Raw genomic sequence first — 23,722 nt, forward strand, 5'->3', positions numbered from 1 at the left:
CCTCGGGGAAGAACGGACCAGCGGTGGGCCCCGGTGATCACCCACTTCGCCGGGGCCCACCGAGTTGCTGGTCGTCAGTCGAAGGCGAGGGCGTCGGCGAGGCTCGCGACTGCGTCCCGGCTGGTGCTACTGCCGTCGTAGCCCCAGCCGTAGCCGCCAAGCTCGTCCTCGTCCTCGTCCTTGGGCTTGGCGCGGACCTTGCCGACGCGATCGGGCACCGCTCCTTGTCTTGTCGTACGGCGTTTGGTGCGCAGGGCGGGGCGTCGTCGGTCCACTCTTCCCAGGCGGCTGGACAGATCCGGTCGTTTCTCCCCGCTGTTCTGGATGCGTATCCAGAACAGCGGGGTGAGCGCGCGGCGTGAGGACGACGCTTCAGAGACGATCAGTGCCGTCCACGATTGCAAGGACCTCGACCAAGCGGTTCAGCTTGCCGCGCGCACGGGCGGCGTTGATACGCGGCACGGTGATCCGTGCTGTGGCCTGAGGCGAGACCGTGGCAGCGTAGGACAGTCGGGTCACCGGGATGGTGCCCAGGGTAGAGGTGACCCGGCGCAGGGCCCCTGGAGTGTTGTCCAGCGTGATCGTCAATGTGCAGTCGGGTGTGCTCTCGACGGCTTGCGGGGCGCCATGCAGCAGCCCGTAGGTGTAGGACTCCCGGAGCGCTTCGCACGAGGCTGCGATGATGTTGTCCGCGACGCCGACGGTGTGCCAAACATCGTGGCCATCGGTGACGCTGATCAGAACGCGGATCCGTGCCCCTGTGCCGCGGTGCCCTTCCAGGATGCGGACCTTGTAGTCGACCAACTCGAAGCGGTGCACCACGGGGTATACGTGCTGCAGTGCGTCGCGGAGAGCCTGGTCCAGGGCGTTCACGGGGCCGTTGCCCTCTGCCACGGCCGTCGACCGTCGGCCCTGCGCAACCAGTTTCACCGCGGCTTCGGTTTCCTGCCCCTGCTTGCCGTTCCCGCCCTCGCTGATCACACGCCAGGACTCGAGTTCGAAGAACATGTCCGGGCAGCCGAGGCCTTCGGCACGGAGCAGCAGTTCCAAACTCGCGTCGGCGGCCTCGTAGGTGTAGCCCGCCAGTTCGCGCTCCTTGACCCGCTCGACGACCCGGCCGACGAGCTCGCGGTCGCCGCCCAGGTCGACGCCGAGCTCCTTGCCCTTGAGCTCGATGGAGGCGCGGCCGGCCATGTCGGAGACCAGCATCCGCATGGTGTTGCCGACCAGCTCGGGGTCGATGTGCTGGTAGAGATCCGGGTCCACCTTGATGGCGGAGGCGTGCAGGCCGGCCTTGTGCGCGAAGGCGGAGACGCCCACGTACGGCTGGTGGGTGGATGGGGTGAGGTTGACGACCTCGGCGATGGCGTGCGAGATCCGGGTCATCTCGGCGAGCGCCCCGTCGGGCAGCACCTTCTTCCCGTACTTGAGCTCCAGGGCCCCGACCACGGGGAAGAGGTTGGCGTTGCCGACCCGCTCGCCGTAGCCGTTGGCGGTGCACTGGACGTGGGTGGCCCCCGCGTCCACGGCAGCGAGGGTGTTGGCGACCGCGCAGCCGGTGTCGTCCTGGGCGTGGATACCGAGCCGGGCCTCGGTGTCGTCGAGGACAGTGGAGAGCACGGCTCGGACCTGAGCGGGCAGCATGCCGCCGTTGGTGTCGCAGAGGATGACGACGTCGGCGCCGGCCTCGTGCGCGGCGCGCACGACGGCCAAGGCATAGCCGGGGTTGGCCTTGTAGCCGTCGAAGAAGTGCTCGCAGTCCACGAAGACCCTGCGGCCCTTCGAGCATAGATAGGAGACGGTGTCCCGGACCATCTCCAGGTTCTCGTCCAGCGTGGTGCGCAGCGCCAGATCGACGTGCCTGTCGTGCGACTTGGCGACCAGGGTGATCACCGGAGCGCCGGAGTCGAGCAGCGCCTTGATCTGAAGGTCGTCGGCGGCGCTGCCGCCGGCCCGGCGGGTCGCGCCGAACGCGACGAGCTGCGCGTTCTTGAACGCGATCTCCTGCCGGGCCCGGGCGAAGAACTCGGTGTCACGCGGGTTCGCTCCGGGCCAGCCACCCTCGATGAACCCCACACCGAAATCGTCCAGGTGCCGGGCGATGGCCAGCTTGTCCGCGACGGTCAGGTTGATGCCCTCACGCTGCGCACCGTCGCGCAGCGTGGTGTCGAAGACGTGAAAGGTCTCGTGAACCATGTCAGTGTGATCCTGTCTGCCGGGCTTGTGAGCCAGGGGACTTGAGCAAGTCGGCTGGTGGCGGAAAACAAAAAGACCCCTCGCGGATCGCGAGAGGTCTGCGTGCGGGCGGTGAGTCGCCGGGAAGGGGTCTCCTCCCGGTCATCTCGTTGCCGGCACGCTGCAGCCAATAATGAGCTGGTACAGCACGCGATGATCCTCACACATCGGGGTCACCACCGGAACAGTGATCTCAACATTCGGAATACGGTCCGCCCGTTCCCTCCCTAGCCTGCGGCCAGGCCCTCTCTGGCCCGACGCCTCCCACTGCACCCGGCGGGCTGTATGTCCATGCCCGGCGCCAGCCTCACAGATGCTCGTCGTCCTCGTCCAGACCGGCCGAGCGTGCCGAGGTGGTCCTCCTGCCTCTCGCGGTACACCGGCATGATCTGCCCGCGCTTGCCGTGGCAGATGTCCCGGGCGAGCTTGTGACGGGACCGCCGGTCGCCACCCCAGGCATCTCCGCCTGCCAGGTGGATGAACGGGGTGAGGATGAACGTGGCGGGCCAGGTTTTGCGCAGGCGCGTGGTCAGTGTTCGGTCGGCGCTTTCGATCATGTGCAGATAGGCAAGGTTCAGATCGCCGAGTTGGCTGACCAGGGTGGTGTAGGTGTTCTCCACATCTGCCGCATCCGTCTCGGCAATGTCGTTGTAGGGGTTGCCGGCGGACGACCTGGTCGACGTGCCCGCTGAAGGGTTGGAGATCACTTCTGGCGTCACTCTTGTCCCCACTCCCGGCCAGGTCGCTGTCCACCTGAGCACACTGTCACGGCTGGAGTCGGGGCAGCGGCGCCCGAGCCTGGAATTGCTCCTGCCCATCGCCCAGGCACACCAGATCCCTTTCGACACCCTCATTGCCGTGCCACCGACCGGTGATCCACGGGTCCGTCCTGCCGCGCGCCAGGTCGACGGCATGACCGTCCTTCCCCTGACACGCCAACCGGGCTCGCTTCAGGCTTTCAAGGTCATCATCCCGGGGACACGGACCGCCCCCGAGCCCAAAACCCACGAGGGTTACGAGCGGCTGTACGTCCTGGCCGGCCGTCTGCGGCTGATCCTGGCTGACCGTGACCTGGTACTCGCCGCGGGTGAGGCGGCGGAGTTCGATACGCGACTGCCCCACTGGTTCGGCAGCCCCGACGGAGCCCAAGCAGAGATCATCAGCCTCTTCGGCCACCAGGGAGAGCGCATGCATGTGCGGGCCAGGCCCAAGCGGTCACAGGACGGTGAGCTTCCCCCGAGATGACGCCCGCAGAGGACGCAGCCGAGGACTCTGCCGGTGCGCCATGGCTCCGCTGCCGACTGGGCCGGGCAACCGGCCAGCACGATCCGCCTGTCAGGACTCCGCCAGCACCTCGACATTAGGCGCCACGTTACCGATGCTTCGTCCCTCAGCATCCAGCAGTCGGCCCATCTGCTTGACGGTGTGAAGGACGGTGGCCCGATCGACGATGGTCACATGGGAGGAGCGTTCGGTGATAGCCGCCTCCAGCCGCGGCAGGTCGCCGAGCGTCCGCAACCACACCATCAACAGCAGGTTCCGGCCCCTGTCAAGCCGCAACATAGCCGGACGTCCTGTAGCGCGGTCAGCGAGCGCGCCGCGGACTCCAGATGCTGCGGCGGGACGCTCGCCCAGCACACCGCGGTCACCGGCCAGCCCGATATGGACTGCGCCACCTCGCAGCGCAGCCGCAGCAGCCGACTCGCGAGCAGCCGTTTGACGCGGCGGCGCGCGGTGGGCTCGCTGATCCCGGCACGGTCGGCCAGCACGGTGAACGGCATGCGGCCGTCCTCGTGCAGCAGCCGGTACAGCTCCTGATCCGTGACATCCACCCGCGCCCCGCCCACTGCCGCGGGCAGCGCCTCGAGCGACTCGAGCACGTGCTGCTGCGACCGCTCCAGACTGCGCAGCCTCCACCGGCTCGCCTCGCTGTATCCCACGGTCCGCATCTCCACTCGGGACGACCGCACACCGGGCAGGCGGTCGATCGTGTGGCGCACGTAGACGGAGACCGCCGCAGGCGTCCGCAACGCGATCACGACCAGTAGACCGTAGGGGCCCGTGATGTGGTGGACATAGCGGACGGGACGCTCGGCGCTGAGCGCCGCCGCCACCGCCTCCAGCCGCCCTGGACCGCACTCGATCTCGATGTAAGCCATGCAGAAATCACTGTGCAGCGCCGGCCCGGCGACGCAGGTGACCCAGGCCAGTCCGCTGTCGCAAAGGCGCGCCCAGCGGCGCGCGACCGTCATGGGGTCCAAGTCCAGGGCCTGCCCCAGTTGAGCCCAGGACGCGCGCGGGGTGACCTGCAGCGCGTTGATCAGCGCCAGGTCTCTTTCGTCGACGATATCCTGCGCCATTCCCCGTCCCTATCACATGGTTGCGTGCGCGCCTACCCGCGTTCAACGTGCAGACGTGACGATTTCGAGCGTATGTGACGACTTCTCGCGGAGTTCCTCGACTCTGGTGCACGCCACGGGTGCTTCGGAGGAGGTCGCGATCGACATGTATGCGCACAACGACGAGAACAGCGGGGAGGGACGCGTCAGCGGCACGGGCGTGTCCGGGACGTACCGCCGGATCGATCCCGGCCGACGCGACGGGGTCGTCCGCGAGGCGGTCCGCACAGGTCTGATCGGCGCCGACCACCTGGTCACGGGCTTCTTCGACACTGACGGCGTCCGGGAGTCCGTACGTGACCTGCGGGAGGCGTTCGGCGATGCCCCGGTCCTGCATACCTTCGCCGCCAAGGCTGCGTCCTTGGTCCCGGTGCTGCGGCTGCTCGCCCGGTCCGGCATGGGATGCGAGGTCGCCAGCCCCGGTGAGCTGGCGCAAGCCCTTGCTGCGGGTTTCTCGCCGGAGCGCATCGTCCTGGATTCACCGGCCAAGACACAAGCCGAGCTGACGCACGCCCTCTCCCTGGGCGTAGCGGTCAACGCCGACAACTTCGCCGAGCTGGACCGGATCGAGGCGCTGCTCTCGGCAGGTAACAGCTCCTCGGTGTGCGGTTTGCGGATCAACCCGCAGGTCGGCACCGGGTCGATCGACGCCATGAGCACCGCGTCACTGAACTCCAAGTTCGGTGTTCCGCTGAAGGACACCGGCGCCCGGCAACGCATCCTCGGCGCGTTCGCCGCACACTCCTGGCTCACCCGAGTGCATGTGCACGTAGGTTCGCAGGGATGTTCCCTGGAACTGATCGCCGAAGGGGTGCGCGCCGCGTACGAACTCGCGGAAGAGATCAACACCGCTGCGGGCCGGCGGCAGGTCACCAGCCTGGACATCGGCGGCGGCCTGCCGGTCAACTTCGACGACGACGAGATCCGCCCTTCCTACGCGGACTATGTCGAGCAGCTGAGGACCAGTGTGCCGGGGCTCTTCGACGGACGGTATTCGCTGGTGACGGAGTTCGGGCGCTCGCTCGTGGCCAAGAACGGCTTCATCGCCGCGGTCGTGGAGTACACCAAGGACACCGGCGGCCGCCGGATCGCGTTGACCCACGCAGGAGCCCACATCGCGACCCGCACCGTCTTCATGCCTCAGGCGTGGCCGCTGCGGGTCGGGGTGTACGACGCCGAGGGGCGGACCAAACGCGGGACGCCGCGTGTGCAAGACGTTGCGGGGCCGTGTTGCTTCGCCGGTGATCTCGTGGTCCGCGGAGGGGAACTGCCCGAACTGGAACCGGGGGATGTCGTGGTGCTCCACGACACCGGCGGCTACTACTTCTCCACCCCATGGTCGTACAACAGCCTCGCCCGGCCCGCCGTGCACGGCTTCACCACGCAGGGACCGGCCGTACGGTTCGCCACGGTCCGCCCGGAGCAGTCCCTTGAGGAGATCCTTGCCGAGAGCGGCGTCGGCCAGGCGGACGCCCTTCTCTCCCTTGGTCGGCCGGACGCCACGACACCGGCCGTCGGCCCCCCCGTCTCCTTGACCGGTCCGCCCAGCCCGCCAGATACCACGACCAACGACCGCGATGACCACGAGGTCTGGAGCGCGCCATGTCGATGACCGAGAAGCCCCCCGCTGTCGCGGCCGCGCCCCGGCACGGCCGCTCGCCGCGGACCGTCACGCAGTACGCCATCGCGGGGGCCGGTCTGATCGCCGCGCTCGTGCTCGGCTTCCTGGTGCACACCCCCACGATCTGGGGTCTGCTCCCGATCGTCCTTTATGCTGTGCTCTCACTGTGCGGCATGAATCTCCTGCTGGCCACCGTGATCTCCCTGCTGGCCGGGGTCGTCCTCGCGCAGCGTCCGCCCACCAATGTCGGCATCCTCCTTGGGAGCGCGCTCGGTGACACGGTGACCGTCATCGGTGTCATCTGCCTGCTGGGCTCCGGCCTGGGGGAGGTACTGCGGCAGACAGGAGCCGCGGACCTCCTGGTCCGCGGCGTCATGCGCGTGGTCCGGCGGGACAGCCAACTGGCGATCCAGCTCGGCGTGATGATGTCCTGCCTGCTCCTGGTCTTCGCGCTCGGCACGCTCGCCGGTGCGCTGGCGATCGCCGCGCCGATCCTCATCCCCATTACGGCACGTGCCGGTTTCACACGCTCAGCGACGGCCAGCATGATGTTCCTGGGCGGCTGTGCGGGGCTGGTGCTGGCCCCCTTCGCCGGGTCGAACATCGCGATCCTGGACGCCTCCGGAGTGGGGTACGGGACCTATGTCCTCGTTGCCGCGGGCCCCCTCGCCCTCCTGTCCCTGCTGCTCTCGATGGTCGTCGTGCCGCGCGTGCAGCGCCGCTCGGCACTCGGCGGCGACGACTTCTACGAAGACGAGCTGACCGGAGCGGACGAGCAAGTCCCTGGGCCCCATACCGTGCGCGCCACTTGGGCATTCTCGGTAGTCCTCGTGGTCTCGGTCGCCTACGCCACGATAAGCAAGGGAGGCACCACCTTTCCCCTGTTGGCCCTCCCAGTGATGGCCGTGGTCACCGCCGCAGCCGGCGGATTGTCCGTGAGGGGCACCATCGACGCGCTCTGCCGCGGCGCGGGACGCATGGTGGAGACGTTCCTGCTGTTCTGGGTACTCGCCGCGTTCTTCCAGATGGTCAACGAACTCAAGCCGTACGACGTCCTCCTGGACTGGTTCGGCCCGCAGCTGCACGACCTGCCGGTGCTGTCGTTCGCCGTAGCGGTGGCGCTGCTCGGTTGGCTGGGCGTCCCGGGCGCTACCGCCGCGCACGTGGTGCTGCTGAACAAGGTGTTCGGTCCCCTCGGCACCAGCATCGGACTCACCCCCGCCATGTGGGCCGTGACTTACCTGTGGGGTTCCAAAGCCGACACCTACGGCCCTTTCCCCAACCCCAACATGATGTCTGCCCTGGGCTTCGCCGAGGCCACCCGCCTCAGGACGCTGCTGTCGGTCGGCTGGCAGGTACTGATCCCCGCAGCGGTCATGTACGGCCTGATCCTGACGCTGCTGGTCTGAGACGCCCGCCCCGAATCCCGCATCACACTTCGCATGTAAGAGGAGAAGAGTTGTACGAGTTCGATGTGCTCGCCGTCGGGGGAACCGTCGTGGACGGCACCGGAGAGCCCGGGCGGCGCGCGGATGTCGGCATCCGGGGCGACAGGATCGTGTTCGTCGGCGACGCCCCGCCCGGCGCCACCGCCCGCGAGACGATCGACTGTGCCGGCCAAGTGGTCGCACCGGGCTTCATTGACCTGCACTCGCATGCCGACTTCACGATACGTGATGTGCCCGCTGCCGAATCCTGCATCCGGCAGGGCGTGACCACCATCGTCACCGGCAACTGCGGCGCGTCTCCCTTCCCGATCAACCCCGCGCGGCGCCACGAACACGACACGACGCTCGCCCGCGGAGGCAGCCGCAGCGCCGAGATGCCGTGGGAGGATTTCGACGGCTTCGCCCGCGAAGTGGAGGCGGCCGCCCCGTGCGCCAACCTCGCGGCGTTGGTCGGCCACGCGACCCTCCGCATCGCCGCCCTCGGTACGGAGCTGCGCCCCCCGACATCCGAAGAGACGGCCACCATGTGCACGCTGCTCGCCGAAGCCGCCGAGCAGGGTGTCTTCGGCCTCTCCACCGGCCTGATCTACGCCCCCGGATCGTTCGCCGGCACCAACGAGATCGTGACACTCGCCACCGAGGCACGACGGGCTGGACTGCTCTACAGCACCCACATGCGGGACGAGGGAGATCACCTCATCGAGGCCGTTGTCGAGGCCATCGAGACCGCCCGCCGCAGCGGCGTTCGCCTGCAGATCTCACACCTCAAGGCCATGGGCCCGGCCAATCACGGCAAAGTACACGAAGCGCTCACCCTGATCGACTCCGCCGTCGCGGAAGGTCTGGATGTGGCGTGTGACGTCTACCCGTATGCGGCGTCCTCAACCCGGCTCACCTCCCGGTTGCCCGACTGGGCGCTGGATGGCGGCCTGGAAGCGCTGCTCACACGACTGAAGGACCAGGAAACACGCGAAGCGATCGCCGCCGAACTGCGCGCCAAGATCGGACGTACCTTCCTTCCCGAGGGCACCGTCCTCGCCGCCATGGCTCCGGGTCGCTACTCGGAGTGGGTGGGCTCCTCCATCCGAGAGATCGCCACCGCCGAGGGCCGTCACCCCGCTGAGGTCTCCCTCGACGTGCTGCGCGACCATGGAGGGGAGGTGTGGATCATCAACCACGCGATGTCCGAGGCCGACGTCGAGACCGTTCTGCGTCACCCGAACAGCGCTGTCGTCAGCGACGGGTGGGAACTGGACCTGACTGGCGGCGGACACCCGCACCCGCGCCATTTCGGAGCCTTCGCCCGCACCCTGGCGCAGTACACCCGCGACCGCGGTGTCCTCACCCTGTCACAGGCCGTGCGCAAGATGAGCACGCTTCCTGCCGCACGCCTCGGCCTCACCGACCGCGGCACACTGGCCGAGGGCATGGTCGCCGACATCACGGCCTTCGACCCCGTCACGATCACCGACACCGCCACCTATGAGGCACCGCTCTCCTACGCCCGCGGTGTACGCAATGTCCTCGTCAATGGCAGTTCAGTGCTCCGTGACGGCGTGTTCTTGGCGAACCGGCCGGGGAAGGTGCTCCGGAAGAAGCCCTCGGGGCCGACCGCGTACTGAGCACGGTGGCCGAGCCGCGCGTTCCGCAGGAGCGGGAATGGGTGAACATGAAGGCGGCTATTTGAGAGATCTGCTGGAGGCTGCGCGCGACCGGGCCTTCGTAGGCCGGATCGTGGAACTCGCTCCCTTCCGAGCCGGGTTGTCCAGTGCCCCCGGATCCCCTCGTGTTTCGCTGTCTTGAGTGGTCAGGTTCCGGCGGTGGCCCAGGCTGTGAGGACGGCCTGGATTTCCTCGGGTTGTGCCTGGTGGGGGTGTGGGCCGCGAAAACGGTGGGCGATGATCGTGCGGCGGAGCTTGGCGGTCATGTCCTCGAAGGAGGGCTGGGTCTTGGTGGTGGCTCCCGGCCGGTCCAAGCTCGTGACACCCTAGGGAAGGACACCGCCATGTCGGAGCTTCTCGTCGACTTCATCACCTCCCTCGACGGCCACGCATCGGGAGAGGGATGGCCCGGGTTCTGGGGCCTCGAGGGCCCGGAGTACCTCGCATGGCTCGGCGAGCAGCACGGGGCCACCTACCTGATGGGAGCGAACACCTACCGCCTGATGTCCGGCTTCGCCGCAGGCGAGGTCCCCAATGGCCAAGACGAGTTCAGGCCCGAGGAAGAGGCGTCCGTCGACGAGCTCACGCAAGCGTCCAAGGTGGTGTTCTCCTCCTCACTCGAGGAGCCACTGAAGTGGGCCAACTCCACGCTCGTCCGCGACGACGCCGTCGAGGCGGTCCGCGCCATGAAGTCCAGTGGCCCGGGGCTCCTCAGCACGATCGGCAGCCTCAGCCTGTGCCGGTCCCTGCTACGAGCCGGACTCGTCGACCGCTTCCGGGTCGTGATGTTCCCGGTGATCACCGGGGCCACGGGCGAAGAACGCATCTACGACGGCTACCCGGACGCTGCCCTCGAGATGATCGAGCACCGCACCTTCGACGGCCGCATCCAGCTGGTCGAGTACAAGCCCCGCGTGCTCGAGCACCCCCCGCTCGACGTCCCCGCGTGACATCGCCCCGTCCGCCGGTCTGGACGGCCGCCAGGCCGGCGCCGGCGGGCGCGGAGCAAGACCTGATAGGGGGCGAACGGCCAACGTCAGGACGCCCGATCCAGGTCGTGGCCGCGTGAGGGTGTCGGCATGATGGCCGACATGCCGCCCATCGACGCTGAGGACACCCTCGACGACGAGATGTGCGCCCGGTCGTCAACGAGGCGACTGGCGAGGTGCGGGTGCTGGCCGAGCGGTGTGCGACGTTGTGGGTGCCGGAAAATTTGTCACCCGAGGTGACCTGCGGCTTCGGATCTGCCAGAGCGCTGGAGCTGACGAGTGCTGCGGCATCATGCTGGGTCGTGGCGATACGCCTGATCTATCAGCTCGCGTGTCAGCTCTTCCGATGGCTTCCGCTGCTGGCCCGGTCGAGTGCGGCGAAAGACGTCGAGATCTTGATGCTCCGGCACCAGCTCGGTCTCGCCCAACGCATCCAGCCACGACCTCAACTTTCCTGGAGCGATCGGGCTGTCATGGCAGCGCTGCTCCGGATGGTGAACAAGCAGCAGCGTGCACGGCTGGCGTTGCTGGTCACTCCACGGTCGGTCCTGCGCTGGCACGCACGCCTGGTCGCCCGGAAGTGGACCTATCCACGCCGCCGTCCGGGCCGACCACCGAAGCCGGAAGCACTGCGGCAGCTGGTCCTGCGCCTCGCGCGGGAGAACCGGGGGGGTGGGGATATCAACGGATCCACGGCGAACTGCTCGGCCTGGGACGCAAAGTCGGCGCCTCGAGCGTCTGGGAGATCTTGCAGAAGGCCGGGTTCGACCCCGCCCCCCCAGCGCACCAACCAGTCCTGACCCGCCTTCCTCAAAGCCCAGGCCTCCGCCATCATGGCCACCGACCTCTTCCACATCGGCACGGGCTTCCTGCGGCGCTGGTTCGTGCTGTTCTTCATCGACCACGGCACCCGACACGTGCACATCGCCGGCATCACCCGGCACCCGGCCGGCCCCTGGATCACCCAGCAAGCACGGAACTACCTCGTGGACCTTGGTGACCGCGCAGAGTCGATCAGCCTCCTCATCCGGGACCGCGGCACCTACTTCACCGACAGCTTCGACGCCGTCTTCCAGGCGATCGGCGTGCACGTCATGCCGACACCGCCCCGGGTGCCCCGAATGAACGCCATCGCGGAACGCTGGATCGCATCATGCCGACGCGAGGCAACCGACCGCGTCCTGATCACCGGAGAGCGCCACCTGGGCCTCATCCACGAACACTCGCAGGTCGCATAGGGTGACACAGATTCCGGCACCCACAGGCGCATTCGAACGCGCAATGGTCTGACGCGTCAAACGCAACGCAACGTGTCAGGCCGGGGAGTCCTCCTCCATGGGCGGCATGAAGGCGCGCAGCCATCGCTCCGTCTGGGCGACATGGGCCTCGGCCGCTCCGGCGGCGGCGCGCGGATCGCGGTCGGCGATCGCGGTGGCCAGCACGCGGTGATCCTCGTCGCTCTTGCGCCGCATCTGCTCGCCCTCGGGGAGGGTGAAGATCTGGTACTTGCGGGAGCGGGCGCGGAAGACCGAGAGCAGGGAGCCGAGGGCGGGGTTTCCGGCCGCGGTGGCGATCTCGGCATGGAAGCGGTGGTCGAGGTCCGATGCCTCGGTGGGGTCGTCGGTGGCGTCCATGGCCTCGATGAGCGCGAAGAGTTCCCGCACCGTCTCCGGGGTGCTGCGGGCCGCAGCCTGCGCCGCAACGTGGGACTCCAGGACACGCCGAATCTCGTACACCTCCAGCAGACCGGAGAGCGGCAGCAGTTCCAGGGTGAGCGACAGGCTACCTATGATGTCCTCCGGCCTGAGCTGGGAGACATAAGTACCGGAGCCGTGCCGCGGCTCGATCACCCCCAGGGCCGCGAGCATCCGTACGGCCTCGCGCAACGACCCCCGGGACACGCCGAGTTCCTCGCACAGCTCGCCCTCGGGCGGAATGCGCCCTCCGGCGCTGAGGCGCCCGGTGGCGATCATGTGGCGTAGGCCGTGGAACGCCTTGTCGACTGCGGACATCCGATTCCTCCCGAACGGGCGGGGCGCGGTCCCGCGCCCTTCGTCGCACTGTACCGATTCATCAGATATGTCAGAGGTGTCGATCAGAAGTCATCTGATGATCCACGCTGCTACACCCCTTGATTGCATGGAATCCATCATGCAGGATGCCGAGTCATCATACGTGTTCTGGTTGCGATCAGATCTCTCTCGTTTCTGACGCCCCTCGGAACACCCGGACCCCGGCAGATCGGGACTCATGTGAGCGAGACCGATGTCATCGCGGCGCCACGCCCCCTGTTGCTGGCCGACGGCCGTCCCGCCGACCGGGCGTGGACGCTCGACCCCGCCATGAGACACCTGAACCACGGTTCCTTCGGCGCGGTTCCCCTGGTGGCACAGGAGCGGCAGAAGCAGCTGCGGGTGGAGATGGAGTGCTCCCCGGTGGTGTGGTTCCCGGCGCTGCCTCAGCGGATCGCCGACACCAGGGTCGAGATCGCCGACTTCTTGGCGGTGGCCGCCGACGACCTGGCCCTGGTGCCGAACGCGAGCGCGGGCATCAGCACCGTGTACGCCGCCCTCGACCGTCGCCGCGGCGGGGAGATCGTCGTCACCGACCACGGTTACGGCGCCGTGACCATGGGCGCCGAGCGGCTGGCGCGCGACCGCTGGGATGGCGGGGTCCGCACCGCGCGGGTACCCCTCGACGCAGACGAGGAGCAAGCGTGCGAGGCCGTGTTCGCCGAACTGTCCGAGGCGACGGACCTCATCGTGGTGGACCAGATCACCTCGGCGACCGCCCGCCGGCTGCCGGTGGAGCGGATCGGCGCGGAGGCTCGGCGGCGCGGGATCCCGCTGCTCGTGGACGGTGCGCACGCACCTGGTCTGCTCCCCGCCCCGCTCTCGGGGCTGACCTGTGATTTCTGGGTCGGGAACCTGCACAAGTGGGGATGCGCGCCCCGGGGCACCGCAGCGCTCGTCGCCCGCGGTCCACTACGTGAGCGGCTCTACCCACCGATCGACTCATGGGGTGCAGAGGACCCGTACCCCGACCGCTTCGACCAGCAGGGCACGGTGGATGCCACCTGCTATCTGGCGGCACCGACGGCGCTCGGCTTCATCGAGCACACCTGGGGCTGGATGCACGCCCGCCGCTATATGGACCACCTGGCCGGTTACGCCGCGCAGGTCATCGGTGCCGCGTTCACCGAGCTGACCGGCGCCGACAGCAGCGTCGATGTCGGCATGCCGGTCCCCGGGATGCGTCTGGTGCGGCTGCCCGAGGGGCTCGGCGCCACCCGCGTCGAGGCCGACGCGCTGCGCGACCGGGTCGCCGGGGAGCTGGGTGTCGAGGCGGCCTTCACCAGCTTCGGCGGCATCGGCTATCTGCGGGTGTCCGCCCACGTCTACAACACCGCCGCCGACTACGAGTACTTCGCCGAGACCTGCGTCCCCGTCCTCGCTGAGTGGGCCCGCGCGGCTCGCGGGCGGCACGGCGCGCCATAGCGGCGCGACACCGTACTCCCCTCCCCACCCCCGACTCCCCAAGCCGCTCCGAGCGCGGCCCGCACCCAAGAAAGAGGTCAGCACGATGAGGAGAAGGACGGCAGCCCTCGCCCTCGGCACCGCCGCAGCGATGGTCCTGACCGGCTGTTCCGCCATGAGTCCGAACGCGAACGGCACGGTCACGCTCAACATGGTCGAGAGCCTGACCAACCCCTCCCGCACCGATCTGCTCAAGGGACTCATAGCCGACTTCGAGAAGCAGAACCCCAAGATCAAGGTCAATCTGATCTCGCCGCCCACCGAACAGGCCGATCAGAAGATCCAGCAGATGCTCCAGTCCGGCAGCGGCGTGGACGCACTCGAGGTACGGGACATCACGGTCGGCCCGTGGTCGAACAACGGCTGGCTGTACGACATGGCGAAGGACCTCAAGGGCTGGCAGGGCTGGAATGCCATGACGGAGAACGCCGTCAAGGCGTCCGAGGACGCCAAGGGCCGTACCTTCTTCGTCCCCTACGGCTTCTACGGGCTGAGCCTCTTCTACCGCAAGGACCTGATCAAGGACGCCGGGTTCAGCAAGCCCCCGGCCTCCTGGGACCAGCTGCTGAAGCAGGCATCCGCCATCAATGACCCGGCGAAGCGCCGCTACGGCTACGCGTTCCGCGGCGGGGCCAACGCCAACAGCAACGCCACCGCCATCATCGAGGCGTACGTGGCCGACAAGGTCGACCTCGCCAACGGCTACAAGCTGAAGAACGGGCGCACGATCTTCTCCGCGCCCGAGGCCCTGGACGCCCTCAAGACCTACCTCACACTCTTCAAGAAGGCATCGCCCAAGTCATCCGTGTCCTGGGGCTATCCGGAGATGGTCGAGGCGTTCTCCAACGGCTCCACGGCCTTCCTGCTCCAGGATCCGGAAGTCATCGCCACGGTCTCCGAGTCCAAGTCGATCTCGAAGGAGCAGTGGGATACCGCTCCGCTGGTGGCCGGACCCAGCGGGAAGACGGTCCAGCCGCTGGCCACCGCCGGGTGGGGCATCGCGAAGGGCAGCAAGCACAAGGCCGAGACCGTCAAGCTGATCAAGTTCCTGTCCCAGGGCAAGGCGTCGACGGACTTCACCAAGAAGAACAGCCTGGTGCCCATCCTCAAGTCGGCGACCGAGGACCCGTTCTACAAGACCGGCCCGTGGTCGTCCTACGTCACCATGACCAAGCACCCCGACACCTATCTCAACGTCAGCCAGCCGCGCGGCGTGACCTGGTGGAGCGAGTGGGAGCAGAAGTCCGACGCCGACGTGCAGAAGATGGTGACCGGCAAGATATCGCCCAAGGAGCTGCTGACGGGCTGGGACGCGTACTGGACCAAGAAGTGGGAGCAGGAGAAGTAGGATGCCCGCCACGTCCGCAACGACGACCGGGCCGAAGACTTCGCGCCCCGTCCGGAAGCAAGCCGCCCCGCGGGCCCGGAACGGGCCGCGGGGCGGCCGGAAGCGGGAGTTCACGACCCGCCGGGGCCTGCTCATCGCCGCCTTCATGGCGCCTGCCGCGATCTTCGTGGCGGTGTTCACGTACTACCCCATGATCGCGGGCAGCCAGATGGCCTTCCGCCACTGGGATCTGAACGATCTCACGGACACCTCCTGGGTGGGCCTGGACAACTTTTACCGTGTCTTCTCCGACCCCAACTGGGGCACCGTGCTGGGCAATACGGGCGCCTGGGTCATCGGATCGATCGTGCCCCAGCTCGTGATCGGTTTCGCGCTCGCCCTGTGGCTGCGTCGCCGGTTCCGCTTCCGCGGCGTCTACCAGGCGCTGATCTTCTTCCCCTGGGCGATCTCCGGGTTCCTCATCGGCATCCTGTTCCGCTGGATGTTCAACAGCGAGTTCGGCGTCGTGAACGATCTGCTCCAGAAGGCGGGGCTGATCGACGAGCCCGTGGCGTGGCTGGCCGATCCGCACAAGGCGATGATCGCCGTACTGATCGCCAACATCTGGTACGGCGTCACCTTCTTCGCCATCATGATCCTGGCCGCGCTCCAGTCGGTCCCCGACGAACTGTACGAGGCCGCGGCGCTGGACGGGGCCGGGAAGGCACGCACGCTCTTCCAGATCACCATCCCCTATATCCGGGTCACGCTGGTGCTCACGGTGCTGCTGCGGGTCATCTGGATCTTCAACTTCCCCGATCTGATCTTCGGGATGACCGGTGGCGGGCCGAGCAACCAGACACACATCGTGACCACCTGGATGATCAAGATCACTCAGCAGGGCGACTACGGCAAGGCCTCGGCGCTCGGTCTCCTCGTGGTCGCGGGGCTGCTGCTTTTCACGGTGTTCTTCCTGCTGGCCACCCGTGAGAAGCGAGAGGTGAGGTCGTGATCGGCAAAGAGACCGCGGTCGGCCGGGCCGTCCGGATCGTCTTCCTGGTGCTGTGGCTGGCCTTCACCGTGTTCCCGCTGTACTGGATCGCCATCACCTCGCTGAAGGCGCCGGGCGACATCTTCTCCTTCCCCCTCGCCTACTGGCCCGAGCACTTCTCGCTGGAGAACTACAGTGAGCTGTTCAACAAGGCCGACTTCGGGACCTATCTCACCAACAGCCTCATCGTCGCGACCGTCGCGGGCGTGGTCGCCACCGCCATCTCGATGCTGTCGGCGTATGTGCTGGCGCGCTTCGAGTTCCGCACCAAGTCCGCGTTGCTGACGGCCGCCCTGGTCACCCAGATGATCCCGGCCTTCATCGCGCTGGGCCCGCTGTATCTGCTGATGACCGACCTGAAACTGGTCGACAACCGGCTCGGGCTCATCCTCGTCTACATCGCCGTGTGTATCCCCTTCTGCACGGTGATGCTCCGCGGCTTCTTCGAGAACATCCCCGACGCACTGGAGGAGGCCGCGATGATCGACGGCCTCTCCCGGTTCGCGGCGCTGTTCCGGGTGCTGCTCCCGGTGATGCGTCCGGGGATCGTAGCGGCGTTCATCTTCAACTTCGTCAACTGCTGGAACGAGCTGTTCCTGTCGGTGACCCTGATGAACAGCGACGCCAACAAGACGACCCCCACGGCCCTCAACGGATTCATCTCCAGCTTCAACATCGACTGGGGCTCGATGTCCGCAGCGGCCGTGTTCACGATCCTGCCAACCATGGTGCTCTTCGCCTTCGCGAGCCGCCACATCGTGCAGGGACTCACCTCCGGCGCCGTGAAGGGGTGAGGCCGATGGCCGCGATCGACGTTCCGCTGCCCGACTCCGTCCATGTGATCACCGGTCCGTCCGGGGACCCGCGCACCGCCGCACCGGCGGGGGCGGGCCACTGGACCGTGCCCGGCGCCGAGGTGACGGCGCGACACGATTCATACGGCGCCCTGCGGCTGGTGCTCGCCGCGCCAGGTCCGGAGGGCCTGTCGACGGTGGTGCTGCGCTGGCGCCACCACCCCGGCGGTCACCGCCCCGCCCTGGTACTCGGCGATGCGTGGGAGCGCTCGTACGGTGAGTTGCAGTGGCGCAGCGTCCAGCCGGAACGCCCCCTGCCCTGGTACTGGCTGAGCACCGACCCGGCGACCGGTGGCTGCGCCGGGCTAGGCGTACGGACCCGCGCCGGGGCGCTGTGCTGCTGGACGGTGGACGAGGACGGCACCACGCTGTGGCTGGACGTACGCTCCGGCGGCCTGCCTGTGCTGCCGGGCGACCGGGAGATCGCCGCCGCCACGGTGGTCGGGGTGGCGACGGGTGCGGACACCACCCCGTACGCGGCGCTCCAGGAGCTGTGCGCCGCCATGTCCCCCGATCCGCTGGTGCCCGCGCAGCCGGTGGTCGGCTGCAACAACTGGTACTACGCCTACGGCCAGGACTTCGGCCCGGACGCCGTACTGCGCGACGCGGCCACCATCGCCGAGTTCGCCGGGGACCATCCAGTGCGGCCGTTCTGTGTCGTCGACGACGGCTGGACGGAGGGCGGGGGAAGCGCCCCGGGAGGGCCGTGGGACACCGGCCTGCCCGGGCTGTTCGACGACATGGCGGGCCTGGCCGCGGGCATCGCCGACCGTGGCGCCCGGCCAGGCCTGTGGTTCCGGCCGCTGCTGTCCCGGGTGCCGACGGAGGGGATGCGCACGGACACCGGCGCTCCCGGCCGGATCCCCCTGGACCCGTCGCTGGACGCGACGCTGGCGACCGTCGCCGCCGATGTCGCCCGCTTCCGCTCCTGGGGTTTCGAGCTGATCAAGCACGACTTCAGCACGTACGACGTCTTCGGCCGCTTCCACCCGGACACACCGCACGAAATGGCCGGTGCCGGATGGCGGCTCGCCGACCGCACCCGCACCACCGCCGAAGTGCTGGTGGGCCTCTACCGGACCATCGCCGAGGCGGCCGGGGACGCCGTGGTGCTTGGCTGCAACACCGTCGGACATCTGGCGGCGGGTCTGGTGCAGGTGCAGCGAACCGGTGACGACACCTCGGGCCGTCACTGGGAGCGCACCCGACGGATGGGCATCAACACCCTCGCCTTCCGGCTGGCCCAGCACAGCCGCTTCTATGCGGTGGATGCCGACTGCGTGCCCTGTACCCCGGCCACCGAGTGGCGGCTGAACCGTCAGTTCCTGGACCTGGTGGCCCGTTCCGGCACCGCGCTGTTCGTCTCCGTCGCCCCGGCCGCCCGTACCCCGCAGACCGATGCCGACCTCGGCGCGGCCGTCCGGCTCGCGCTGGACGGCGGGTCGCCCGGCGGCGTCGAACCGCTGGACTGGCTCGGGACCACGACCCCGCGCCGCTGGCGGACGGGCAACGCGGAACGCACGTACACGTGGTCCCAGCCCTGGGGTGCGTGGCCGCCGCTTCCGCTCTAGTGGCTTGGCTCGGATCCTTGGTCGGGTAATTGATCTTCCGTTCGTTGCGCGGCAGGCTGCTTCCACGTTGTGATGGTGGAGGTGGTCGTGGGACGTCGTCCGGGGGTGTTCGTCCGGCCGGTAAGCATGGAGGAAGGGCGTCGGCTGCAGCGGATCAGCCGGACCGCGAAGGATGCGGTGCGGCTGCGGCGGGCGATCGTGGTGATGATGTCCGCGCAGGGGCAGTCGGTTCCGGACATCACCTCGTTGATGCAGGTCAGCGCCGACTATGTGCGAGACGTCATCCACGCCTTCAACGAGCAGGGGTTCGAGGCGCTGGACCCGAAATGGAGCGGGGGTCGCCCCAGGATGATCAGCAGCCAGGTGCGTGAGCACATCTGCCTGATCGCCCGGACGTCCCCCGCCGACTGGAAGATCTCCGCGTTCTCCACCTGGAGCCTGACCAAGCTCGCCGAACACCTGGTCAAGCAGAACGTGGTCCCCGCCGTCAGCCGCGAGACACTGCGACGGATACTGCGCGAGGGCAGGGTCTCCTGGCAGACCAGCACGACCTGGAAGTCCTCGAACGACCCAGACTTCATCGCCAAGATGCACCGGATCCTGGCGCTCTACGACTCCCCGCCGACCGACGGCCGGGTGGTCTGTGTGGACGAGTTCGGGCCGCTCAACCTCATGCCCCGCAAAGGCAAGGCATGGCGCCCGCACCGCTCACCACGTCGTCTGCGGGCCACCTACAACCGCTACGACGGCGTGATGCACATGCTTGCCGTCCTCGACCTGGCCACCGGCAAGATGTACTACCGCATCCGGCCCCGCAAACGGTGGTGCGAGTTCCTGTCCCTACTCAAGTCCCTGCGCATCCGCTGGCCCGGCGAGAAGCTCTACGTCGTCCCGGACAACTTCTCCCCTCACAAGCACCCGAACGTCCGCGCGTGGGCCGCGGCGAACGACATCGAGCTGGTCTTCCTGCCGACCTACGGATCGTGGCTGAACTGGATCGAGTCCGAGTTCGCCGCCCTGCGCTACTTCGCCCTCAACGGCACCGACCACCGCAGCCATGGCGAACAGAACGCCGCCATCGGCGCCTACGTGCGCTGGCGAAATGCCCGCGCCGAACCGAAGACCAGCTTCGCCCCCGACTCACCCATCCGCACCTGGACCGAGTACCCGGCCAAGGCTGCCTGACGGTCCGCTACCCTTCCGTCGGCTGCCCACCTGCGCTGCCTTCCTCACCCGCGCCACCGCATGGTTCGCCGCACGCGGCGTGACCGTCGAACGGGTACTGACCGACAACGCCTGGTCCTACACCAAGAACACCTGGCGGCAGACCTGCCGTGACCTGGGCATCAGCCCTCGCTGGACCCGCCCCTGGCGGCCCCAGACCAACGGCAAGGTCGAACGCTTCCACCGCACCCTGCTGGACGAATGGGCCTACCACCGGCCCTACACCTCAGAAGCCGAACGCCAGGCAGCGTTTCTCGACTGGCTGGACTGGTACAACTACCACCGACCCCACACCGGAATCAGCGGCCACACCCCAGCCAGCCGCGTCACCAACCTCCCCGGACAGCACACCTAGCCTCGTGCCGTCCGGTCGCGGCCGACCACACGCACCAGGTCTCTACCGCCGCTGCGACCTGTGCTCCGGACCGTTGTCCTCGTGCTCGCCTCAGCTCCGAGGCGGCGGTACGGCGCCGGGCCCCGGGGCGGAGCGAGAAGCGGTACGACGTGTTCACTCGGCGAGTGGGGCCACCTTCCGCATCCACCGCCCCCGGCGTCACGGCGTCGGGGGCGGGGATCCGGCTCAGTCCGCGTCGAGCTCGCCGAGCAGGGCGATGGTGAGCTCGTCGACCGGGCGGGCCCCGGACCCGGTCTCCTGGCTGAAGGTGTTCACCATCATCACCACCGCCGTCCCGCTCTCCCGGCTGAATGCCGCGCAGGTGCTGAATCCGCCGGTGCTGCCGTTGTGCCAGGTCATGGTCCGGCCGCTGGGCAGCGGGCTGAGATGCCAGCCGAGGCCGAGCCGCAGGTCGCGGTCGACGGTGAAGTGAGGCCGCTGGGTCAGCTCGATGGCGGCCCGCAAGGGCGAGCGCTCCGGGCGGAGTTGGGCGCCCAGGAAGCGCAGCATGTCATCGGCGGTGCTGTAGATCGAGGTGCCCGCCGCGCTGAGCACCCGGTCGTGCCAGTCGGGAACGGCCTCCCCGTCGAGATGCCCGACGGCCTTGCGGGAGGCCATATCCGGCCGCAGGGTCGTCGTGGTGTCCGACAGACGGAGCGGCGCGGCCACCCGGCGCCACAGCATCGCGTCCACGGCGTCGAAGGCCAGCGCCTGGCCCAGCAGTCCGAAGCCGAGGTTCGCGTAGGCGTATGTGCTGCCCGGCTCGCTGTCCAGGGTTGTCTCGCCGAGCCCGGCGGCCAGGTCGTCCAGCGTGTAGCGGGCGTACGGATCGTAGGGATCCGCTCCGGCGAGGAGGTTGGGCGGCAGCGAGGGCAGACCGGAGGTGTGGGTCGCCAGATCGGCCAGGGTGATCCGCCGGGGGCCCTTACGCGGGACGGGGAAGCGGGCGGGCAGGACGAGCGGTGCGTCGAGGCGGGTCTCGCCCGCGCAGACGGCGCGGGCCAGGGCGGTGGCGGTGAGTGTCTTGCCGATCGAGCCGAGCTGGAACACGGTCCGGCCGTCCGGTGCCGGTACCTCCCCGTCCTTGGCCGCGCCCGCCACGTAGGGACGTCCGCCGTGGATAACCCCGCAGACCGCGCTCGGACTGCCGGCGGCGAGCGCCCGGTCCAGTTGACGCCGTACCCGCGCGGGCAGGGTCCCGTCGGCCGCGGCGGCGGTCCCGGGCAACAGCGATACGCCCGTCGCCGCCGTCGCCACGGTAAGAAATTTCCGTCGGTCCATGGGTCACTCCCCCGTCGTTCGGTTTCCTGTCGGCACCACGGTGGACAGCAGCACGAGCAGCGGCACCACCCTGCCCGGAGGCACCTGGTAGTGGCCGCGTCCCTCGGCCTGGAGCCAGCCGGCCGCCGTGAGCTGCTTGAGGTGGTGGTAGAGCTGGCCGGTGGTGTTCAGCCCGGCGGTCTCCTGCAGCTCGGCCGCGGAGCGGGTGCCGCGCAGCACCGCCCGCAGCAGGGTGAGCCGCACCGGGTGGCCCAGCGCGGCGTACGCCGCGGCGTGTTCGGACCAGTCCGCGTCGAGCAGCCCGTGCGCCGCCGCGCCCTGCTGCCATTCGTAGTGCTCGCCGTTGGGCAGGTCGACCGCGCCGGTGAACAGCACCTGCCCCTGCCCCGTGAGCCGTCGGCGCAGCCCCTCGAGCGCCCAGAACACCTCGTCCCGGTCTGCCTCCGGCGGCGCGGACTCCAGTCGCGTCACCCGCTCTTCGAGCGCGGCGACCCGCTCATCGAGGGACTCATCGGCCATGGGTCGAGGTTACGTTATTACGGAATAACAGAGCCAGGGGATCGTTACGACAGCACCGCGATCCCATCCAGGTCCACCAACGCCGCCTCGTCCCACAGGCGTAGGACACCGATGACCGACGATGCGGCCATCACTGCTGGTCAGGGCCCTGCGGCCACGCTTTGCGGGCGCCGAGTTCACGCCGCGTGCTGGTATTCGTAGAGGGTTCCGCTGAGTCGGGTCGTCTGTGGACTGCCAGGTGGGCGAGTTGGGCTTGTTGGGTGATGGGCGTGGGTAGCGGGCGGCAGGGAGCGGCTTGTTGCAGGGCTCTGTGCGGGCGGTGCTCGTTGTAGAAGGATTCATACTCGCGCAGGGCGTGGAGGAGGTGACCCTGGTTCCAGATCAGGGTCCGGTCCAGGAGTTCGCTGCGGCAGGTTTGTATCCAGCGCTCCATGAGCGAGTTCATCCGTGGTATCCGAATGCCGGTGGTGACGACGCGGCTGTGAACTTCGAGTCGCGGTCGCGGATCAGGAACTGTGCCCTGCTGCCCGCGTCTTCGAGGTCCATGAGGAGGTTGCGTCCGAGCTGCACTATCCAGTCCCCGGTCGGATGTGCGGTGACACCGAGGATCCTGATGCGACGGGTGGTGTGCTCGATGACGACTAAGACATACAGGCGCGCCCCCGTCAGCGTGCGGACTTCGAAGAGATCGCAGGCGAGAAGGGCCTCGGCCTGGCTGCGGAGGAAGTCGGCCCAGGTGGTGCTCTGCCGTTCGGGTGCGGGTGGGATGCCGTGCTCGCGGAGGATCTCCCAGACCGTGGAGGCGGCGACCTTGATCCCCAGCGCGGCGAGCTCGCCGTGAATCCGGCGATACCCCCACGAGGCATTTTCCCTGGCCAGACGCAGGACGAGGGCACGGATCGAGCGGATGGTGCGGGGGCGTCCGCGCCGCTTGGACACGCAGGTCGCGGTATGGCACCGCCTGAGCAGCTCCCGATGCCAGCGCAAGACCGTCTCGGGGCGGACCAGCAGCAGAAGGTGCCGCGGTCTGTCTTTGGGCAGGTGGTGCAGAAGGCCGGCGAGGACAGCGCGATCACTGTCATTGAAGGCAGGCTTGCCGACCTGACGCTGCAGGACCAGCAGTTGATGCCGGAGCACGAGGATCTCGATGTCCTTGTCTCTGTCGCTCATCGGCAGGAGACGTAGGAACGCCAGGGTGTTGGTCGCGGCGAGATAGGCCAGGCGCAGCAGCACAACAGATCATGATGCCGTCGGGGCCTTGTACAGGTGAAGACGCCGGGGTGAGCATCGGCCAAAGTCGAAGATCTCTGATCAAGCTCTCACCTGCGTGGATGATTTACCGGCACCCGCAGCACTGCGAACGTGTCATCGGCACCATGCGCCGCGAGGCCCTCGACCACCTCTTGATCTGGAACGAGACGCACGCTCGCCAGGTCCTCGATGCTTACGCCCGGCATTACAACGGTCATCGCCCCCACCAGGCTCGTGGGCAGCTCCCTCCCCTCCTCCAGGAGCACCCGACGTCCATGGTCGGCCTGTCCGCTCACCGGGTTCTGCGCACCCGAATACTCGGCGGCGTGATCAACGAGTACAGATACGCCGCCTGACCGGG

Annotated in this window: 20 protein-coding genes and 4 pseudogenes; 14 read left to right on the forward strand and 10 right to left on the reverse strand. The window is 68.3% G+C overall.

Going from position 1 to position 23,722, the window contains the following annotated elements; genetic code table 11:
* Positions 1 to 74: 74 nt before the first annotated feature.
* The 3 genes and pseudogenes from BLV72_RS47735 to BLV72_RS51855 all read right to left on the reverse strand — a co-directional run bounded on the left by BLV72_RS47735 (position 75) and on the right by BLV72_RS51855 (position 2,954).
* Positions 75 to 218, reverse strand: coding sequence for a hypothetical protein (locus tag BLV72_RS47735; protein WP_167746289.1), 144 nt, complete (start codon positions 216 to 218; stop codon positions 75 to 77).
* A gap of 388 nt (positions 219 to 606) precedes the next feature.
* Positions 607 to 2,196 (reverse strand): annotated as a pseudogene (gene cimA, locus BLV72_RS03115) (citramalate synthase); the annotation flags it as partial.
* Between the two features lie 266 nt (positions 2,197 to 2,462).
* Positions 2,463 to 2,954 (reverse strand): hypothetical protein, encoded by a 492-nt coding sequence (locus tag BLV72_RS51855; RefSeq protein WP_167746261.1) that lies wholly within the window; start codon positions 2,952 to 2,954, stop codon positions 2,463 to 2,465.
* Here BLV72_RS51855 and BLV72_RS03125 point away from each other — a divergent pair.
* The gene (locus BLV72_RS03125; RefSeq protein WP_093460155.1) at positions 2,893 to 3,480 is read left to right on the forward strand and encodes a helix-turn-helix domain-containing protein; all 588 of its coding nucleotides are present in this window, start codon (positions 2,893 to 2,895) and stop codon (positions 3,478 to 3,480) included. The two genes, BLV72_RS51855 and BLV72_RS03125, sit on opposite strands and share 62 nt — an antisense overlap.
* A 90-nt stretch (positions 3,481 to 3,570) precedes the next feature.
* Here BLV72_RS03125 and BLV72_RS48650 read toward each other — a convergent pair whose 3' ends face one another.
* Positions 3,571 to 3,762, reverse strand: coding sequence for a hypothetical protein (locus BLV72_RS48650; protein WP_208905510.1), 192 nt, complete (start codon positions 3,760 to 3,762; stop codon positions 3,571 to 3,573).
* Positions 3,762 to 4,595, reverse strand: a complete 834-nt coding sequence (locus BLV72_RS03130) for an Lrp/AsnC family transcriptional regulator (RefSeq protein ID WP_208905511.1) — start codon at positions 4,593 to 4,595, stop codon at positions 3,762 to 3,764. The genes BLV72_RS48650 and BLV72_RS03130 overlap by 1 nt, the downstream gene beginning before the upstream one ends.
* 145 nt (positions 4,596 to 4,740) lie before the next feature.
* Here BLV72_RS03130 and BLV72_RS03135 point away from each other — a divergent pair, with 145 nt between their 5' ends.
* From BLV72_RS03135 to BLV72_RS03145, 3 genes are read left to right on the forward strand one after another with little or no spacing between them, the layout of a single operon-like run.
* On the forward strand, positions 4,741 to 6,246 hold the full coding sequence (locus BLV72_RS03135) for a type III PLP-dependent enzyme domain-containing protein (protein WP_093470113.1): 1,506 nt from the start codon (positions 4,741 to 4,743) through the stop codon (positions 6,244 to 6,246).
* Complete coding sequence (locus BLV72_RS03140) at positions 6,237 to 7,664, forward strand: Na+/H+ antiporter NhaC family protein (RefSeq protein ID WP_093460156.1); 1,428 nt, start codon at positions 6,237 to 6,239, stop codon at positions 7,662 to 7,664. Before BLV72_RS03135 ends, BLV72_RS03140 begins: the two co-directional genes overlap by 10 nt.
* Positions 7,665 to 7,714: 50 nt before the next feature.
* Positions 7,715 to 9,325, forward strand: a complete 1,611-nt coding sequence (locus BLV72_RS03145; protein WP_093460158.1) for an N-acyl-D-amino-acid deacylase family protein — start codon at positions 7,715 to 7,717, stop codon at positions 9,323 to 9,325.
* A gap of 185 nt (positions 9,326 to 9,510) precedes the next feature.
* On the opposite strand, the gene BLV72_RS47740 is transcribed toward BLV72_RS03145, so the two are convergent.
* The gene (locus BLV72_RS47740; RefSeq protein ID WP_167746290.1) at positions 9,511 to 9,678 is read right to left on the reverse strand and encodes a hypothetical protein; all 168 of its coding nucleotides are present in this window, start codon (positions 9,676 to 9,678) and stop codon (positions 9,511 to 9,513) included.
* A gap of 30 nt (positions 9,679 to 9,708) precedes the next feature.
* Here BLV72_RS47740 and BLV72_RS03150 point away from each other — a divergent pair, with 30 nt between their 5' ends.
* Together BLV72_RS03150 and BLV72_RS49510 are read left to right on the forward strand one after the other, a co-directional pair.
* Entirely contained in the window at positions 9,709 to 10,314 is a 606-nt protein-coding gene (locus tag BLV72_RS03150; RefSeq protein ID WP_093460159.1) for a dihydrofolate reductase family protein, read from the forward strand.
* Positions 10,315 to 11,186: 872 nt separating this feature from the next.
* Entirely contained in the window at positions 11,187 to 11,591 is a 405-nt protein-coding gene (locus BLV72_RS49510; RefSeq protein WP_244320624.1) for an integrase, read from the forward strand.
* Between the two features lie 75 nt (positions 11,592 to 11,666).
* Here BLV72_RS49510 and BLV72_RS03160 read toward each other — a convergent pair whose 3' ends face one another.
* Positions 11,667 to 12,365: a FadR/GntR family transcriptional regulator gene (locus BLV72_RS03160; RefSeq protein WP_093460161.1), complete on the reverse strand. Its 699-nt coding sequence runs from the start codon at positions 12,363 to 12,365 to the stop codon at positions 11,667 to 11,669.
* A gap of 240 nt (positions 12,366 to 12,605) precedes the next feature.
* On the opposite strand from BLV72_RS03160, the gene BLV72_RS03165 reads away from it, so the two are divergent.
* From BLV72_RS03165 to BLV72_RS03195, 7 genes and pseudogenes are all read left to right on the forward strand, one after another.
* Entirely contained in the window at positions 12,606 to 13,850 is a 1,245-nt protein-coding gene (locus BLV72_RS03165; protein ID WP_093460162.1) for an aminotransferase class V-fold PLP-dependent enzyme, read from the forward strand.
* 85 nt (positions 13,851 to 13,935) lie between these two features.
* Positions 13,936 to 15,237, forward strand: coding sequence for an ABC transporter substrate-binding protein (locus BLV72_RS03170; RefSeq protein WP_093460164.1), 1,302 nt, complete (start codon positions 13,936 to 13,938; stop codon positions 15,235 to 15,237).
* A 1-nt stretch (position 15,238) separates the two neighbouring features.
* On the forward strand, positions 15,239 to 16,228 hold the full coding sequence (locus tag BLV72_RS03175) for a carbohydrate ABC transporter permease (protein WP_093460165.1): 990 nt from the start codon (positions 15,239 to 15,241) through the stop codon (positions 16,226 to 16,228).
* Complete coding sequence (locus BLV72_RS03180; RefSeq protein WP_093460167.1) at positions 16,225 to 17,061, forward strand: carbohydrate ABC transporter permease; 837 nt, start codon at positions 16,225 to 16,227, stop codon at positions 17,059 to 17,061. Before BLV72_RS03175 ends, BLV72_RS03180 begins: the two co-directional genes overlap by 4 nt.
* A gap of 5 nt (positions 17,062 to 17,066) precedes the next feature.
* Entirely contained in the window at positions 17,067 to 18,692 is a 1,626-nt protein-coding gene (locus tag BLV72_RS03185) for an alpha-amylase family protein (protein WP_093460168.1), read from the forward strand.
* An 87-nt stretch (positions 18,693 to 18,779) separates the two neighbouring features.
* A complete protein-coding gene (locus BLV72_RS03190; RefSeq protein ID WP_244320625.1) occupies positions 18,780 to 19,877 on the forward strand; it encodes an IS630 family transposase in 1,098 nt (365 codons plus the stop codon).
* Positions 19,878 to 19,884: 7 nt separating this feature from the next.
* A pseudogene (locus tag BLV72_RS03195) lies at positions 19,885 to 20,271 on the forward strand (integrase core domain-containing protein); the annotation flags it as partial.
* Between the two features lie 225 nt (positions 20,272 to 20,496).
* Here the strand turns inward: BLV72_RS03195 and BLV72_RS03200 are convergent.
* The 3 genes and pseudogenes from BLV72_RS03200 to BLV72_RS03210 all read right to left on the reverse strand — a co-directional run bounded on the left by BLV72_RS03200 (position 20,497) and on the right by BLV72_RS03210 (position 23,343).
* Complete coding sequence (locus BLV72_RS03200; protein WP_093460171.1) at positions 20,497 to 21,591, reverse strand: serine hydrolase domain-containing protein; 1,095 nt, start codon at positions 21,589 to 21,591, stop codon at positions 20,497 to 20,499.
* 3 nt (positions 21,592 to 21,594) lie between these two features.
* On the reverse strand, positions 21,595 to 22,110 hold the full coding sequence (locus BLV72_RS03205; protein WP_093460173.1) for an ArsR/SmtB family transcription factor: 516 nt from the start codon (positions 22,108 to 22,110) through the stop codon (positions 21,595 to 21,597).
* A 176-nt stretch (positions 22,111 to 22,286) separates the two neighbouring features.
* Positions 22,287 to 23,343, reverse strand: a pseudogene (locus BLV72_RS03210) (integrase core domain-containing protein).
* 119 nt (positions 23,344 to 23,462) lie between these two features.
* Here BLV72_RS03210 and BLV72_RS03215 point away from each other — a divergent pair.
* A pseudogene (locus tag BLV72_RS03215) lies at positions 23,463 to 23,717 on the forward strand (integrase core domain-containing protein); the annotation flags it as partial.
* Positions 23,718 to 23,722 lie beyond the last annotated feature (5 nt).

This window comes from Streptomyces melanosporofaciens (assembly GCF_900105695.1).
Classification (GTDB): domain Bacteria; phylum Actinomycetota; class Actinomycetes; order Streptomycetales; family Streptomycetaceae; genus Streptomyces; species Streptomyces antimycoticus.